Origin of the sequence: Halococcus hamelinensis 100A6, from assembly GCF_000336675.1 — an archaeon.
Taxonomy (GTDB): Archaea; Halobacteriota; Halobacteria; order Halobacteriales; family Halococcaceae; genus Halococcus; species Halococcus hamelinensis.
The window spans coordinates 19,558-33,949 of the sequence record NZ_AOMB01000044.1 but is presented as its reverse complement, the minus strand read 5'-3'; the positions used below and the strand labels follow the sequence as shown (position 1 = coordinate 33,949).

Below are 14,392 nucleotides of genomic sequence, written 5' to 3'. Positions count from 1 at the left end.
AATGTCCGCGACCGGCCCTCACTTTCGTTCGGACCGGTCGCGAGCGCGCGCCACTGCGGCTGATTCGTCGTGGAGCACGATAATCCCGGACGATCCATTCGCCGATTTCGTTGAAGTGGTGCGGGTCGAATCGCGAACTCGCTGTGCGATGGTATCCGGAACGACCAAATAGGCGGTGGGACAAGCCTCACTGAACGACATGGCCAGACCAGAGGTGCTCGACCGAATTCAGGGGGCAGAGCGCGAGGCCGAGGAGATAATCGAGGAGGCGGAAGCCGACCGCGAGGAGCGGATCGCCGAGGCCCGCGAGGAGGCCGACGAGATCCGTGAGGAGGCCGAACAGGAGGCCGACGAACTCGAAGAGGAACGGCTCGAAACCGCCCGCGAGGAGATCGAATCCGAGCGCGAGGCGATCCTCGACGAGGCCGACGCGGAGCGCGAGGAACTCGAATCCAACGCGCGCGAGAACCTCGACGACACCGCCGACTACGTCGTCGAGCGGTTCACCGAGGAGGTTCATGCTCAGACCTGAACGGATGAGCCGGGTGTCGGTCACGGGCGCGAAGCGCGTCCTCACCGACACCATCGAAACCGTCCACCGGCTCGACCTCCTCCACGTCACGGGCTACGACGGCGAGTGGGAGGGCTTCGAACCCGGGAACCCGGTCACGGGGGCCGACGAGGCCGCCGACCGTCTCGTCACCGTGCGCTCGCTCCTCTCGCTCCTCGACGTCGACGAGGACCGCGAGACGAGCCACATCGACCTCGACGGGATGGGCGACCGGATCGAGACCGTCCGCACGCGGGCCAACGAGCTCGACGACCGGCGCGAGGACCTCGAAGGCCAGCGTGCCGACCTCGCCGACCGGATCGACGCGCTCGAACCCCTCGCGGCGCTCGGGATCGACCTCGACCTGCTCTCGGGCTACGACTCGCTCGAAACCCGCGTGGGCGAGGCCGACGAAGCGGCAGTTCGCGAGGCGCTCGACGATTCGGAAACGATCGAACGCTACGAACTCTTCACCGACGAGCGCGCAGTCGCGGTGTTCGCCGAGCCCGCGCCGGGCGAGACGGACGTCCTCGACGACGCACTCACCGGTACCGAGTTCGTCGCGGTCGACGTGCCCGACGCCGAGGGCAGCCCCGAGGACCACCTCGACGACCTCGACAGTCGCCGGAGCGCGCTCGCCGACGACGTCGAGGACGTCGAAGCCGAGATCCGTGAGGTCCGCGACGAGCACGGGGACTTCCTGCTCGCCGCCGAGGAGGAGCTCGCGATCGAGGTCCAGCGCCGCGAGGCCCCGCTCTCCTTCGCGACGACGAAGAACGCCTTCGTCGCCGAGGGCTGGGTGCCAACCGACCGGTTCGACGACCTCGAATCGCGGCTCAGGGAGGCGGTCGGCGACCACGTCGTCGTCGAGGAACTCGAACAGGCCTCCTACAACAGCGACGGCCAGGTGACCGAGCGCGAGCCGACCGAATCGGGTGGTGACGGTGGATCGAGCGACGAGACCGAAGCGGAGGTCGCGGCCGACGGCGGCACCGACGTCGCCATCGGCAAGCGCGACCCGCCGGTGGTCCAGGACAACCCGGGCCCGGTGAAACCCTTCGAACTCCTCGTCAAGACGGTGAGCCGGCCGAAGTACTCGGAGATCGACCCGTCGATCGTCCTCTTCCTGACCCTCCCGCTGATGTTCGGGTTCATGATCGGGGACGCCGGCTACGGGCTGGTCTACCTCACCGTGGGCACCCTGCTGTTCAAACGCTTCGAGAGCGACGGGATCCGCGCCCTCGGCGCGATCACGCTGTGGGCGGGTGGGTTCACGCTCGTGTTCGGGATACTCTACGGCGAGATATTCGGCACGGAGCTCATCAAGCTGTACCTCTGGGAGGGCGCGCTCGGCCTCGAAAGCCAGCCCCTTCACAAAGGGCTGATGCCGACGTACGGGGCCTACGCGAACGCCTGGCTCCTGATCAGCGTGCTCTTCGGCCTGCTCCACATGACGGTCGGCTACCTCTTCGACTTCGCCGACAACCTCCGGACGAGCTTCAAGACCGCGATGCTCGAGAGCGGCTCGTACCTCGTCCTGATGCTCGGCGTCTGGGTCTGGCTCATGAGCCGCACCCTGATGGGCGTCAAACCCGAGCTGATGTTCCAGGCCTTCAACGGCCAGCCGTTCGCGTTCGGCTTCGCGGGCTTCTCGCCGACCGTCGGCTGGGCCGGCCTCGGCGTCGGACTGGTGGTCGGACTCACCCTCGTGATCGTCAACGAGGTCAACCACTTCGGGGGCATCGGTGTCCTCGTCGGGTTCCTCGAAGGGCTGCTTCGAGCGGCCTTCGTCAACCCCCTCTCGTACACCCGGCTCGCCGCGGAGGTGCTCGCGGAGGTCGGGCTGGCGTTCGCGGTCAACCTGCTGGTCTTCGGGGCCTACGAGCACAACGGCGAGTTCCACCTCCTGTTCACCCACGGACCGGGCTACGTCGAGACCCTGAGCGGCGAGGCCTCGCTGATGTTCGGCGGGCTGATCCACATGGGCATCGCCGGTGCGGCCTTCGGGATGGTGCTGCTCGTGGTCGGCCACCTGCTGGTGCTCGGCGTCGGCGTCATGAGCGCCGGCCTCCAGGCCGTGCGGCTTGAGTACGTCGAGTTCTTCAACCAGTTCTACGAGGGCGGCGGCGACCAGTACGAACCGTTCGGCCACGAACGGACCCACACCCTCGAAGAGTAGGGCGGGTTCGTTTCGAAACCGGCCGATTTCGAGAACTACTCAAACCACGTATTTGAGCCTGTTCGTTCGGTCTACGGCGAATATTTTGAGAAGTTTTATGTGGCTGGTGCGGGGACTTTAGCCCGTTCGACAATGACCGACGACACACGGAACGAGGACAACTGACGCCATGCTAGAACTCATCAGCGCGCTCGTCGATCCGGGGGTACTGCTACAACAGGGCGGCGGTGGCGGTGGAATGTCGACCGAAGCCGCGGCGGCGCTCGCGAGCGGTCTCGCGGCGATCGGCGTCGGCCTCGCCGGGGTCGGTACCGGGAACGCACAGCGCGGCATCGGTGCCGCGGCCGTCGGTGCGTACTCGGAAGGCTCGATCTCGCTCGGGATCGCCATCTTCCTGACGGTGATCCCCGAGACCGTGATCATCATCGGATTCGTGGCGTTCTTCCTCGCCGGCGCGTAAGGTGATGGAATGAGTCTCGAAACCGTCGCCGAGGACGTCAAGGAGGAAGCACGCGAACGCGCCGAACGCATCCGCGAGGCGGCCGACGAACGCGCCGCGGAGATCGTCGACGAGGCCGAAGCCGACGCCGAGGAGACGGTCTCCGAACGCGAGCGCGAGGTCGAAACGCAGATCGAGCGCGAACGCGACCAGCGGCTCTCGAGCGTGAAGCTCGAGGCCAAACAGCTCCGGCTCGAAACACGGCGGGAGGTCCTCTCCGACCTCCGCGAGACGGTCGAAGACCGGGTCGCGGGTCTCTCGGGCGAGGAGCGCGAGGAGCTCACGCGGGCGCTGCTCGAGGACGCCGCGGCGGAGTTCGACGACGGCGCGTCGGTCGGCCTCTACGGTCGAGCCGACGACGCCGACCTGCTCGCCACGCTCGCCACGGAGTACGACGGCTTCGAGCACGCCGGGGAGTACGACTGTCTCGGTGGTGTAGTCGCCGAGAGCGAGGCCTCGCGGGTTCGGGTCAACAACACGTTCGATTCGATGCTCGATTCGGTCTGGGACGACGAACTCAAAGCCGTGAGTTCCAGGCTGTTCGACCAATGAGCACGCGCGCCACCGACTCGAACTACGAGTACGTCACCGCCCGGGTACGATCGCGCCGGGCGAACCTGTTCGACGAGGAGGACTACCAACAGCTGGTGCGGATGGAGCCAAGCGGTATCGCGCGATTCATGGAGGAATCGCAGTACGAAGAGGAGATGAACGCGCTCGGGACTCGCCACTCGGGCGTCGACCTGGTCGAGCACGCGCTCGCCCGGAACCTCGCGAAGGACTTCGAGGACCTCCTGCGGTGGGCGAGCGGCCCGCTCTACGACGACATCGCGCGCTACCTCCGGAAGTTCGACGCGTGGAACGTCAAGACGATACTCCGGGGGATCTACGCCGACACCGGTCGCGAGAGCGTCGAGAACGACCTGGTTCGAACCGGCGAGTTCGACGAGGACCGTCTCGACCGGCTGCTCGAAGCCGACTCGATCGAGGCCGTCGTCGAGGGGCTCTCGGACACCGTCTTCGGGCCGCCCCTGGAGAGCGCGCTCGACGAGTACGAGTCGACCGGCACGCTGGTGCCGATCGAAAACGCGATCGACCGGGCCTACTACGAGGAACTGCTGGCGGTGCGACCCGGCGAGAGCAACGCTCGACGGCTCTACCTCAAGTTCCTCGAAGCCGAGATCGACTTCCGGAACGCCCGGAACGCGCTCCGGCTGGCGCGCTCGGGCGCGGACACCGACCCCGCGGCCTACTTCATCGAGGGCGGGCGGCTGTTCGACGAATCGGACCTCGCGGGGGTCGCGGACAACCCCGACGAGCTCGCCGCCCGGCTGGCCGACAGCCGGTACGGCGACGAACTCGACGCGGCGCTCGACGCGCTCGACGACGCGGACAGCCTGACGGGTTTCGAGCGCGCGCTCGACGCCGCGCTGGCGGAGTACGCCGGCCGGCTCGCGAACTGGTACCCGCTCTCGGTCTGTCCGGTGTTCGCCTACGTGCTCGCGAAGGAGCGCGAGGTCGACAACGTCCGGGCGATCGCCCGCGGTCGGGCCGCGGGGCTCGACCCCGAGACGATCGAGGAGGACCTCGTCCTCCGATGAACCGACACGCCGAAACCGGTGGGTCGCGTAGGGCGGGGGACGAACACCAATGAGCCAGGAGATCGCGGTCATCGGCACGCCGGAGTTCACCACCGGCTTTCGCCTCGCGGGCGTTCGCGAGATCGAGAACGTCGCGGAGGACGAAAAGGACGAAAAGCTCGACGACGCCGTCGAGCGGGTGTTCGCGAACGATGACGTCGGGATCGTGGTGATGGCCGACGCCGACACCGAGTACCTCTCGCGCGGCGTACGACAGGACGCCGAAACCAGCATCGAACCCACGCTGGTGACGCTCGGCGGCGACGAGGCGGGCAGCGGCGGGCTGCGCGAGCAGATCAAACGCGCCATCGGCATCGACCTGATGGACGACACCTAAATCATGAGTCAAGCAACAGAGACACGAACGACGGACGACGGCACCATCGCCAGCGTGAGCGGTCCCGTGGTGGTCGCCACGGGCCTCGGCGCGCGGATGAACGACGTGGTCTACGTCGGCGACGAGGGGCTGATGGGCGAAGTGATCGAGATCGAGGGCGATCGGACCACCATCCAGGTCTACGAGGAGACCTCGGGGATCTCGCCGGGCCAACCCGTCGAGAACACCGGTGAACCGCTGTCGGTCGACCTCGGTCCCGGCATGCTCTATTCGATCTACGACGGCGTCCAGCGCCCGCTCGACGTGCTCGAAGACCGGATGGGCGCGTTCCTCGACCGTGGCGTCGACGCGCCGGGGATCGACCTCGACGAGGAGTGGGAGTTCACGCCCACGGTCGAGGTTGGCGACGAGCTCGAAGCCGGCGACGTCGTGGGAACGGTCCCCGAAACCGAGAGCATCGAACACCGCGTGATGGTGCCGCCCGACTACGAGGGCGGCGAGGTCACGAACGTCGAGGAGGGGTCGTTCTCGGTCACCGACTCGATCGTCGAACTCGACTCGGGCGAGGAGGTCACGATGCACCAGGAGTGGCCGGTGCGCGAGACCCGCCCGACGGTCGACAAACAGACGCCGACGACGCCGCTCGTCACTGGCCAGCGGGTCCAGGACGGCCTCTTCCCGCTCGCGAAGGGCGGGACGGCGGCGATCCCGGGGCCGTTCGGCAGCGGGAAGACCGTCACCCAGCAGAGCCTCGCGAAGTTCGCCGACGCCGACATCGTGATCTACATCGGCTGTGGCGAGCGGGGCAACGAGATGACGGAGGTCATCGACGACTTCCCGGACCTCGAGGACCCGAACACGGGGAAACCGCTGATGAGCCGGACGTGTCTCATCGCGAACACCTCGAACATGCCGGTGGCGGCACGCGAGTCGTGTGTCTACACCGGGATCACGATCGCCGAGTACTACCGCGACATGGGCTACGACGTCGCGCTGATGGCCGACTCCACCTCGCGGTGGGCCGAGGCGATGCGCGAGATCAGTTCGCGGCTCGAAGAGATGCCAGGCGAGGAGGGCTATCCCGCCTACCTGGCGGCACGGCTCTCGGCGTTCTACGAGCGTGCGGGCTACTTCGAGAACATCAACGGCACCGAGGGCTCGATCTCGGCGGTCGGGGCGGTCAGCCCGCCGGGCGGCGACTTCTCCGAACCCGTCACCCAGAACACGCTGCGTATCGTGAAGACGTTCTGGGCGCTCGACTCCGACCTCGCCGAGCGCCGGCACTTCCCGGCGATCGACTGGAACGAGTCGTACTCGCTCTATCGAGATCAGCTAGATCCGTGGTTCGAGGAGAACGTCGCGGCCGACTGGCCGGAGACTCGTCAGTGGGTGATCAACACCCTCGACGAGGAGGCCGAACTCCAGGAGATCGTGCAACTGGTCGGCGAGGACGCGCTGCCGGACGACCAGCAGCTCACGCTCGACGTGGCGCGCTACCTCCGGGAGGCGTTCCTCCAGCAGAACGCGCTCAACCCGACCGACGCCTACTCCTCGCCGGAGAAGACCTACCGGATGATGGAGGCGATCCAGACCTACAGCGAGGAGGCCTTCGACGCGCTCGAAGCGGGCGTTCCGGTCGAGGAGATCACGAGTATCGACGCCGCACCCCGGCTCAACCGGATCGGGACCACCGAGGAGTACGGCGAGTTCATCGAGAATATCGAGTCCGACATCCAGGACCAGCTCCGGGAGAAATACTAACATGAAGGAATATCGAACGATCGAGGAGATCAGCGGGCCGCTGGTGTTCGTCGAGATCGACGAGCCGGTCGGCTACGACGAGATCGTGGAGATCGAACTCCCCGACGGGGAGCGAAAGCGCGGCCAGGTGCTCGAATCCTCGGAGGACTTCGTGTCGATCCAGGTCTTCGAGGGCACCGGCAGCATCAACCGCGATGCCTCGGTCCGCTTCCTCGGCGAGACCATGACGATGCCCGTCACCGAGGACCTACTGGGGCGAGTGCTCGACGGCTCGGGCCGACCGATCGACGACGGCCCGGAGATCGTCCCCGACAGCCGCGAGAGCATCGTCGGTTCGGCGATCAATCCGACGGCCAGAGAGTACCCCGAGGAGTTCATCCAGACGGGTGTCTCGGCCATCGACGGCATGAACACCCTCGTCCGGGGTCAGAAACTCCCGATCTTCTCGGCCTCGGGGCTGCCGCACAACGAACTCGCCCTCCAGATCGCGCGCCAGGCAACGGTGCCGGAGGAGGACGAGGCGGACGAGGAAGGTGACGGCAGCGAGTTCGCGGTGGTGTTCTGTGCGATGGGTATCACCGCCGAGGAGTCCAACGAGTTCCTCGCGGACTTCGAGCGCACGGGCGCGCTCGAACGCTCGGTCGTCTTCTCGAACCTCGCGGACGACCCCGCCGTCGAACGCCAGATCACCCCGCGGCTCGCGCTGACGACCGCGGAGTACCTCGCGTTCGAGAAGGACTACCACGTGTTGGTGATCCTGACGGACATGACCAACTACTGCGAGGCGCTCCGGGAGATCGGGGCGGCGCGCGAGGAGGTTCCGGGTCGCCGGGGCTACCCGGGCTACATGTACACCGACCTGGCGCAGCTCTACGAGCGCGCGGGCCGGATCCGCGGCCGGGACGGCTCGGTGACGCAGATCCCGATCCTCACGATGCCGAGCGAGGACGAGACCCACCCGATCCCCGACCTCACGGGCTACATCACCGAGGGACAGATCATGCTCGACGGCGACCTCAACAGCCAGGGCGTCGAGCCGCCGGTGAACGTGCTGCCGAGCCTCTCGCGGCTGATGGACGACGGCATCGGTGAAGGGCTGACCCGCGAGGACCACGGCGACGTCTCCGACCAGCTCTACGCAGCCTACGCGGAGGGCGAGGACCTCCGGGACCTGGTGAACATCGTGGGCCGCGAGGCGCTCTCCGAACGCGACAACCAGTACCTCGACCTCGCCGACCGGTTCGAGGCGGAGTTCGTCGACCAGGGCTACGACACCAACCGCGACGTCGAGGAGACCCTCGACATCGGGTGGGAACTGCTCTCCGCGCTCCCGAAACAGGAACTCAACCGGATCGACGAGGAGCTCATCGAGCGCTACTACAACGAGGACGCCGACGACGCCCCGGAGGAGGGCGAGGAGTCGAGCGGAGCCGAGGCCGAGGCTTAAGGACCTCGGTGTCATAACACCAACCAACAATGGCCAACGACGTCAAACCCACCCGCAAGGAGCTGATGGGGATCGAGGACCGCATCGACCTCTCCGAGCGGGGCCACGACACGCTCGAACAGAAGCGTGACGGCCTCATCATGGAGTTCATGGATATCCTCGACGAGGCCCAGGACGTCCGTTCGGGGATGGGCGACGACTACGAGCAGGCCCAGGCGAAGATCGACATGGCGCGGGCGATCGAGGGCGACGTCGCGGTCCGCGGTGCGGCCGCGGCCCTCGAGGACCACCCCGAGATCACGATCCAATCGAAGAACATCATGGGCGTCGTGGTGCCCCAGATCGAGTCCTCGAAGGTCAAGAAGCCGCTCGACCAGCGGGGCTACGGCGTGCTCGGGACGAGCGCCTACATCGACGAGGCCGCCGACGCCTACGAGGACCTCATCAACTCGATCGTGCTCGCCGCCGAGGTCGAGACCGCGATGAAGAAGATGCTGAACGAGATCGAGACCACCAAGCGCCGGGTCAACGCCCTCGAGTTCAAGCTCCTGCCCGAACTCCGGGAGTCCCAGGAGTACATCGAGCAGAAGCTCGAAGAACAGGAACGCGAGGAGATCTTCCGGATGAAGAAGGTCAAGGACAAAAAAGAGGAACAGGAGCGCGAGGCCCGCGACGAAGCCGACGCCGAGGCCGCCGAGCGCCCCGAGGGCGAAGTCGCGGTTACCTCATAGACCTCCTCCACCCACCTCTCGCACTCCCACCTTTTGTTGCGGTCGCTCGTTCGCCTTCGGCTCACTCGCTCCCTGGCAAAATGTGGATCAAAAGCCTGTCGTTCGAAACGGCGAAGCCGTTTCGTGATGACGAGGGAGCTCCGCTCCCTCGAACCACGTCACCCCCTCGCTCCGCTCGGGGATTCCTTGGTCCGCTCGCTCGCTTCACTCGCTCACGGTACAATCACTAACGTTCCCGCACAGCACCGCCGAAGCCCTCGCTCACTCCGCTCACGGTTCACTCCGTTCCACCGTTCGCATCGAGGTGCTCGCGCTGCTCGCACCTCGCTCCGTTCGCTCGCCCTTCATCCACCAGGACATCAGAACCGCAACCGCACCACTGGCCGCCAGCCGCCGCACCGCCACCGGCCCGCGGCCGGCCGACGGCGGCCAACGTCGCGGCTTCGTTCGAATCGTCGGTCGGGATCGGCGACTATCGGCGATGCGGTCGTTCCCCGCTGCGACGAAACCCTCCTCAGACCTCGCGTTCGACCATGAATCGGGTGAATTCGGCGAGCTGGGTCGCGGACTCCTCGTCGAGGTCGAGCGCCGCGAGGTGGTCGCGGGCCTCGGAAGCGATATCGAGCGCGCACTCGCGGGCGTAGGCCACGCTGTCGGTCTCGCGGAGGAGGTCGATGACCTCTCGGACCTCCTCGTCGGTGTTCTCGTCGGCCCAGAGGATCGCCTCCAGTCGGGCGGCGCGTTCGGGGTCGGCGTTGCGCGCGGCGTGGATCGCCATCAGGGTCTTCTTCCCCTCGCGGACGTCGTTGCCGATCCCCTTGCCGAACGCGCCGCCGTCCTCGGTCGCGGTCTCGACGTCGAGGATGTCGTCGCCGATCTGAAAGGAGATGGACATGAGCTCGGCGTAGCGTGCGGCGTGGCGTTCGTCCTCTGCGAACTGGCCGGTGAGGATGGCGGCGAGCCGCGCGACGATCCGGCCGAGACACCCGGTTTTACACGCACACATCTCGAGGTACTGGGCTTCGGTCATCCGGATCTCGCGCTCGTTGTGCCACTGGATGTCCATCCCCTGCCCGAGGTGGGTCCGGTTGAGCTCGTGCATCAACATCTCGTAGAGCGCGAGCCGGGTTTCGGCGTCGAGGTCCCCCGGGTTCCGGGCGACGATCTTGAGCGGGAAGAAGTAGAGCGCGTTGCCCGCGTTGAGCGCGATGTCGGTGCCGAAGTCGTGGTGGAGGGCGGTCTCGCCCCGGCGCATCGTCGCGCCGTCCTCGACGTCGTCGACGATGATGGTGCCGTTGTGGAGGATCTCGGGGATACAGGCGTAGGGGAGGTAGTCGTGGGGGTCCGCGCCGAACCCCTCGATCAGGAGACAGCAGACCACGGCGCGCCAGCGTTTGCCGCCGCGGTCGAGGAGGTCCCAGGTGAGGTCGGGGAGGGCGCGCTGGATCGCGGTCGAATCGTACTCGTAGGTCGGCTCGCCGAAGAAGGAAGCGACGTACTCGGCGTCGATCTCGCGCGGGAGCAGCCGCTCGATCTCGGTGTCGATGACCGGTCGCCACGTCGCGAGCACGTCACGCATACGAATACGGGTGGGGGTGACGAGTGAAAAAGTCTCCTCTCCGTCCTCGATCCCCCGCTGGCTCGCGAAAACGCGCCGTGCGTGGAGCTTTGTCCGTCCCCCTCTTCCGGGGCTCATGGCGAACCCGATGCCCGAGGCGGTCGCCCGGCTCTGTCGACGCGCCGCCCCCGAACCCGACGACGTACTCGACGAGATGGAGACCACCGCCCGCGAGTCGGGCTTTCCCACCATCGGACCGGACGCGGGCGCGTTCTATCGGCTGAGCGCCCGGCTGACGGCCGCCTCGTCGGTCTTCGAGTTCGGCTCCGGTTTCGGCTACTCGGCCTACTGGGTGGCCCCGGCGCTGCCGAGCGATGGTCAGATCGTCCTCACCGAACACGACCCCGACGAACTCGACATGGCTCGCGAGTTCTTCGCACGCGGCGGCTACGACGACCGCGCGGTCTTCGAGGAAGGCGACGCCATCGAGACCGTCGAGCGGTACGATGGTCCCTTCGACCTGGTACTCGTGGACAACGAGGACGACCGCTACGTCGAGGCGTTCGAGGCGGTTCGGGGGAAGGTGGCTCCCGGGGGGATCGTCCTCGCCGACAACGTCCTCGCGGCCGGCGAACAGTTCGGACCCGACGCGGTCCTCGATGCGCTCGACGGCGACGAGGCCCCGGCCACCGCCCACCACATCGCCGACTACTACGAACGGGTTCGGGCCGACCCCGACTTCGAGACGGCGCTCGTCCCGGTCGGCGAGGGACTCCTCGCGAGCGTGCGGCTGTAACGGGATCCGTCCCCGACGCTCTCACCGAATGGTCAGCGATTTACTCCCCGTCGGCCACGGGAGCGTATGGCAGACTGGATCGGTGAGACGTTCACCAGCCGGACGGGATGGGACCACCTCGAAACCCTGGTCGATATCGAGAACGGGGAGCGAATGGCGGGCAGCGAGGGGGAACGCCGCGCCGCCGAGGCGACCCGCGACGCGCTCGCCGAGGTCGGGGCGCGAAACGCACGCCTCGACGAGTTCGAGATCCAGGGCTGGACGCGCGGCGAGAGCGGTGTCGTGGTCGACGGGATCGAACACGACTCCATCGCCCTCCCCCGAAGCCCGAGCGGCGAGGCCACCGGCGAGTTCGTCGACCTCGGCTACGGGCTGCCCGCGGATTTCGAGAACCACGACCTCGGTGGCAAGGTCGTGATGGCGGCCAGCGACGTGCCCGACCACCACGACCGCTTCATCCACCGGACGGAGAAGTACCACCGCGCGGTCGCGGCCGGCGCGGCGGCGTTCGTCTTCCGGAATCACGTGCCCGGCCAGCTTCCACCCACCGGGAGCGTGAGCGGTGCCGACGGCCCGATCGGCGAGATCCCCGCCGTCGGCGTCTCGAAGGAGGTCGGGCTCCGGCTCGGACGGCGGTTCGCCGGCGAGGCGCGCGCCTCGGACCGGTCGAGCGAACGACGTCCACGAGACGGCGAGCCGGCGACGGTTCGGGTCGAGGCCGACGTTCACGACGCTACCAGTCAGAACGTCCGCGCCGAACTCGGTCCGGAGAGCGGGACGCGAGTCCTGGTGACGAGCCACGTCGACGCCCACGACATCGCCGAGGGGGCGGGCGACAACGGCGCGGGCACGGCGATGGTGGTCGAGCTCGTACGAGCGCTCGCCGGACGCGAGGACGAACTCGATCGTACTGTGGAGTTCGTCGCGTTCGGGGCCGAGGAGGTGGGGTTGCGGGGTTCGGAGTACATGGCCGACCACGCCGACCTCGACGGGATAAAAGCGATACTCAACCTCGATGGGGTCGTCGTCGGGCGGACGCTCTCGTTTATCACCCACGGGTTCGACGAACTCGACGCGGCCGCCGAGCGCGTCGGCGACCGGTTCGACCACCCCGTCGAGGTCGTCCCGAAACAGGGTCCCCACAGCGACCACTGGCCGTTCGTCCGCTGGGGCGTGCCGGGCTATCACGTCGGGAGCGACACCGGCCCGGACCGCGGCTGGGGCCACACCCACGCCGACACCCTCGACAAACTCGAATCCAGAACCCTCCGCGAGCAGGCGGTCCTCCTCACCGACCTCACGGTGGACCTCGCGAGCGACGACCTCTCGGTGGCCCACAAGGACCCGGAGGACATCGCGGCGGCGCTCGAAGCCGAGGACGAGGCCCCGGGCATGAAGGTCACCGGCGACTGGCCGTACTGACGCCACGGCCGACCGCTTTCGACCGTCTCGACTCGACCACGGAATCCCCGGAGAGAGCGGTTTTCAGCAGGTTCATCCGGTCGGGTGGCGAAGGCGGTCCATGACCGGCCTGATGGAGACGTTCATCCAGAATCGGACGATGGTCCAGCCCCACCACGCCAACAACCTCCAGACCGCCCACGGGGGAAACGTGATGAAGTGGATGGACGAGGTCGGCGCGATGAGCGCCGCGCGGTTCTCGGGCAACCCCTGTGTCACGGCCCGGATCAACCGGGTCGACTTCGAGCGACCGATCCGGGTCGGCGACGTCGCGCTGATCGAGGCCTACGTCTACGAGGCGGGCCGAACGAGCAGTCACGTACGCCTCCGGGCCTACCGCGAGGACCTCGCGGAGGACGAGCGCGAGAAGACCACCGAGTCCTACTTCGTCTACGTCGCGGTCGACGACGACCTCGAGCCCACGTCCGTTCCGGAACTCACCGTCGAGACCGCCGACGGCGAACGCCTCTACGAGGCCGCGGTCGAGGGCAACGGCGACGGCGAATAACATCAGTTCCGCTCGACGGACGTTACTACTCGTTCACACCGCTCGATCCCCTCGCTCAGATGGCCTCCCGACCGCTGGTCGCGGAGGGCTGTTCCTCCTCGAAGCCGAGCGTTTCGTCGTCCTCCATCGCGGTGAGCTCGGTGTAGGCCGACGCGAGCACCGCGACCGAGAAGACGCTCGTGATGGCGCTGCCGACCGCCGCGATGAGCCCGCCGAGGACGGGGCCGGTCACCATGCCAATGCCGAAGACCGCCTGGACGACCACCGTCGCGAGCATCACCGCGACGCCGAGCCCAAGGAGACTGAGGCGGTGGCCCTTGGTGAGCCGCCAGCTCCCACGGAACCCGTCGAGGAAGTTCCGGTCCTCGACCGCGACGAAGACGGTCCAGAACGCGAGGGTCACGAGCAGGAAGACCCCCGGGACGATCAGCAGGGCGAACCCGGCCGCCACGGCGATGCCGAAGACGACCCCGCCGACGATGGCGTTGAGCGCGACCCATCCCATCCGCCGGGTGAAGGCCTCGCGGGGCAGTCGTTCGGTCTCGTCGCTGACGAACACCCGGATCGCCGCGATGCTCACCACGAGGCTCGCGAACGCGAGGACGAGCGAGAGCACCCCGGCTCCCACCGCCGGCAACGCGAACAGCGCGTCCGCTGCCGCGTCGGGCGAGGCGAAGCCCTGGTCCGGGACGTACCGCGCGACTCCGGCTCCGAGGAGGCTGCTGACGGCCGAGAGCACGAACAGGATCCCGACCAGTAGCAGGCCGTTCCGTTCACGGGTTCTGTCGACGCCGCTCCGCAGTATTTGTGTTATCTTTAATGACATAACGTGTTCCTAGAGGTGCCCTCAGAGCATAACGGTTCCGTGATAGATAATATCCTTGAGACGGGACTGGTGGCGTCGGGGTTCGTCGAGCCTGAAGAC

General features: G+C 67.3%; 14 protein-coding genes. 12 read left to right on the top strand and 2 right to left on the bottom strand.

Annotated features, from left to right (window positions below; all coding sequences use genetic code 11):
* Window positions 1-199 precede the first annotated feature (199 nt).
* From ahaH to C447_RS16825, 9 genes are all read left to right on the top strand, one after another.
* Window positions 200-532: an ATP synthase archaeal subunit H gene (gene ahaH / locus C447_RS16865; protein WP_007696075.1), complete on the top strand. Its 333-nt coding sequence runs from the start codon at window positions 200-202 to the stop codon at window positions 530-532.
* Window positions 519-2,729, top strand: coding sequence for a V-type ATP synthase subunit I (locus C447_RS16860; protein WP_010612032.1), 2,211 nt, complete (start codon window positions 519-521; stop codon window positions 2,727-2,729). The genes ahaH and C447_RS16860 overlap by 14 nt, the downstream gene beginning before the upstream one ends.
* 169 nt (window positions 2,730-2,898) lie before the next feature.
* Window positions 2,899-3,189, top strand: a complete 291-nt coding sequence (locus tag C447_RS16855; RefSeq protein WP_007696071.1) for a hypothetical protein — start codon at window positions 2,899-2,901, stop codon at window positions 3,187-3,189.
* A 9-nt stretch (window positions 3,190-3,198) separates the two neighbouring features.
* A complete protein-coding gene (locus tag C447_RS16850; protein WP_007696070.1) occupies window positions 3,199-3,780 on the top strand; it encodes a V-type ATP synthase subunit E in 582 nt (193 codons plus the stop codon).
* A complete protein-coding gene (locus C447_RS16845; protein WP_007696068.1) occupies window positions 3,777-4,829 on the top strand; it encodes a V-type ATP synthase subunit C in 1,053 nt (350 codons plus the stop codon). The genes C447_RS16850 and C447_RS16845 overlap by 4 nt, the downstream gene beginning before the upstream one ends.
* 49 nt (window positions 4,830-4,878) lie before the next feature.
* Entirely contained in the window at window positions 4,879-5,205 is a 327-nt protein-coding gene (locus tag C447_RS16840; RefSeq protein WP_007696066.1) for a V-type ATP synthase subunit F, read from the top strand.
* A 3-nt stretch (window positions 5,206-5,208) separates the two neighbouring features.
* Window positions 5,209-6,966, top strand: a complete 1,758-nt coding sequence (locus tag C447_RS16835) for an ATP synthase subunit A (protein WP_007696064.1) — start codon at window positions 5,209-5,211, stop codon at window positions 6,964-6,966.
* Between the two features lies 1 nt (window position 6,967).
* On the top strand, window positions 6,968-8,413 hold the full coding sequence (locus tag C447_RS16830) for a V-type ATP synthase subunit B (RefSeq protein WP_007696062.1): 1,446 nt from the start codon (window positions 6,968-6,970) through the stop codon (window positions 8,411-8,413).
* Window positions 8,414-8,442: 29 nt separating this feature from the next.
* A complete protein-coding gene (locus C447_RS16825) occupies window positions 8,443-9,144 on the top strand; it encodes a V-type ATP synthase subunit D (RefSeq protein WP_007696060.1) in 702 nt (233 codons plus the stop codon).
* A gap of 514 nt (window positions 9,145-9,658) precedes the next feature.
* On the opposite strand, the gene C447_RS16820 is transcribed toward C447_RS16825, so the two are convergent.
* Complete coding sequence (locus C447_RS16820) at window positions 9,659-10,723, bottom strand: polyprenyl synthetase family protein (RefSeq protein ID WP_007696058.1); 1,065 nt, start codon at window positions 10,721-10,723, stop codon at window positions 9,659-9,661.
* Window positions 10,724-10,838: 115 nt separating this feature from the next.
* On the opposite strand from C447_RS16820, the gene C447_RS16815 reads away from it, so the two are divergent.
* The 3 genes from C447_RS16815 to C447_RS16805 all read left to right on the top strand — a co-directional run bounded on the left by C447_RS16815 (window position 10,839) and on the right by C447_RS16805 (window position 13,467).
* Window positions 10,839-11,498, top strand: coding sequence for an O-methyltransferase (locus C447_RS16815; protein WP_007696055.1), 660 nt, complete (start codon window positions 10,839-10,841; stop codon window positions 11,496-11,498).
* Between the two features lie 66 nt (window positions 11,499-11,564).
* Window positions 11,565-12,920, top strand: a complete 1,356-nt coding sequence (locus C447_RS16810) for a M20/M25/M40 family metallo-hydrolase (RefSeq protein WP_007696054.1) — start codon at window positions 11,565-11,567, stop codon at window positions 12,918-12,920.
* 100 nt (window positions 12,921-13,020) lie between these two features.
* Window positions 13,021-13,467 carry an acyl-CoA thioesterase gene (locus C447_RS16805; RefSeq protein WP_007696052.1) on the top strand — a complete coding sequence of 149 codons (447 nt, stop codon included), beginning with the start codon at window positions 13,021-13,023 and terminating at the stop codon, window positions 13,465-13,467.
* 55 nt (window positions 13,468-13,522) lie between these two features.
* Here C447_RS16805 and C447_RS16800 read toward each other — a convergent pair whose 3' ends face one another.
* Window positions 13,523-14,293 carry a hypothetical protein gene (locus C447_RS16800; RefSeq protein ID WP_029601692.1) on the bottom strand — a complete coding sequence of 257 codons (771 nt, stop codon included), beginning with the start codon at window positions 14,291-14,293 and terminating at the stop codon, window positions 13,523-13,525.
* Window positions 14,294-14,392: the final 99 nt, after the last annotated feature.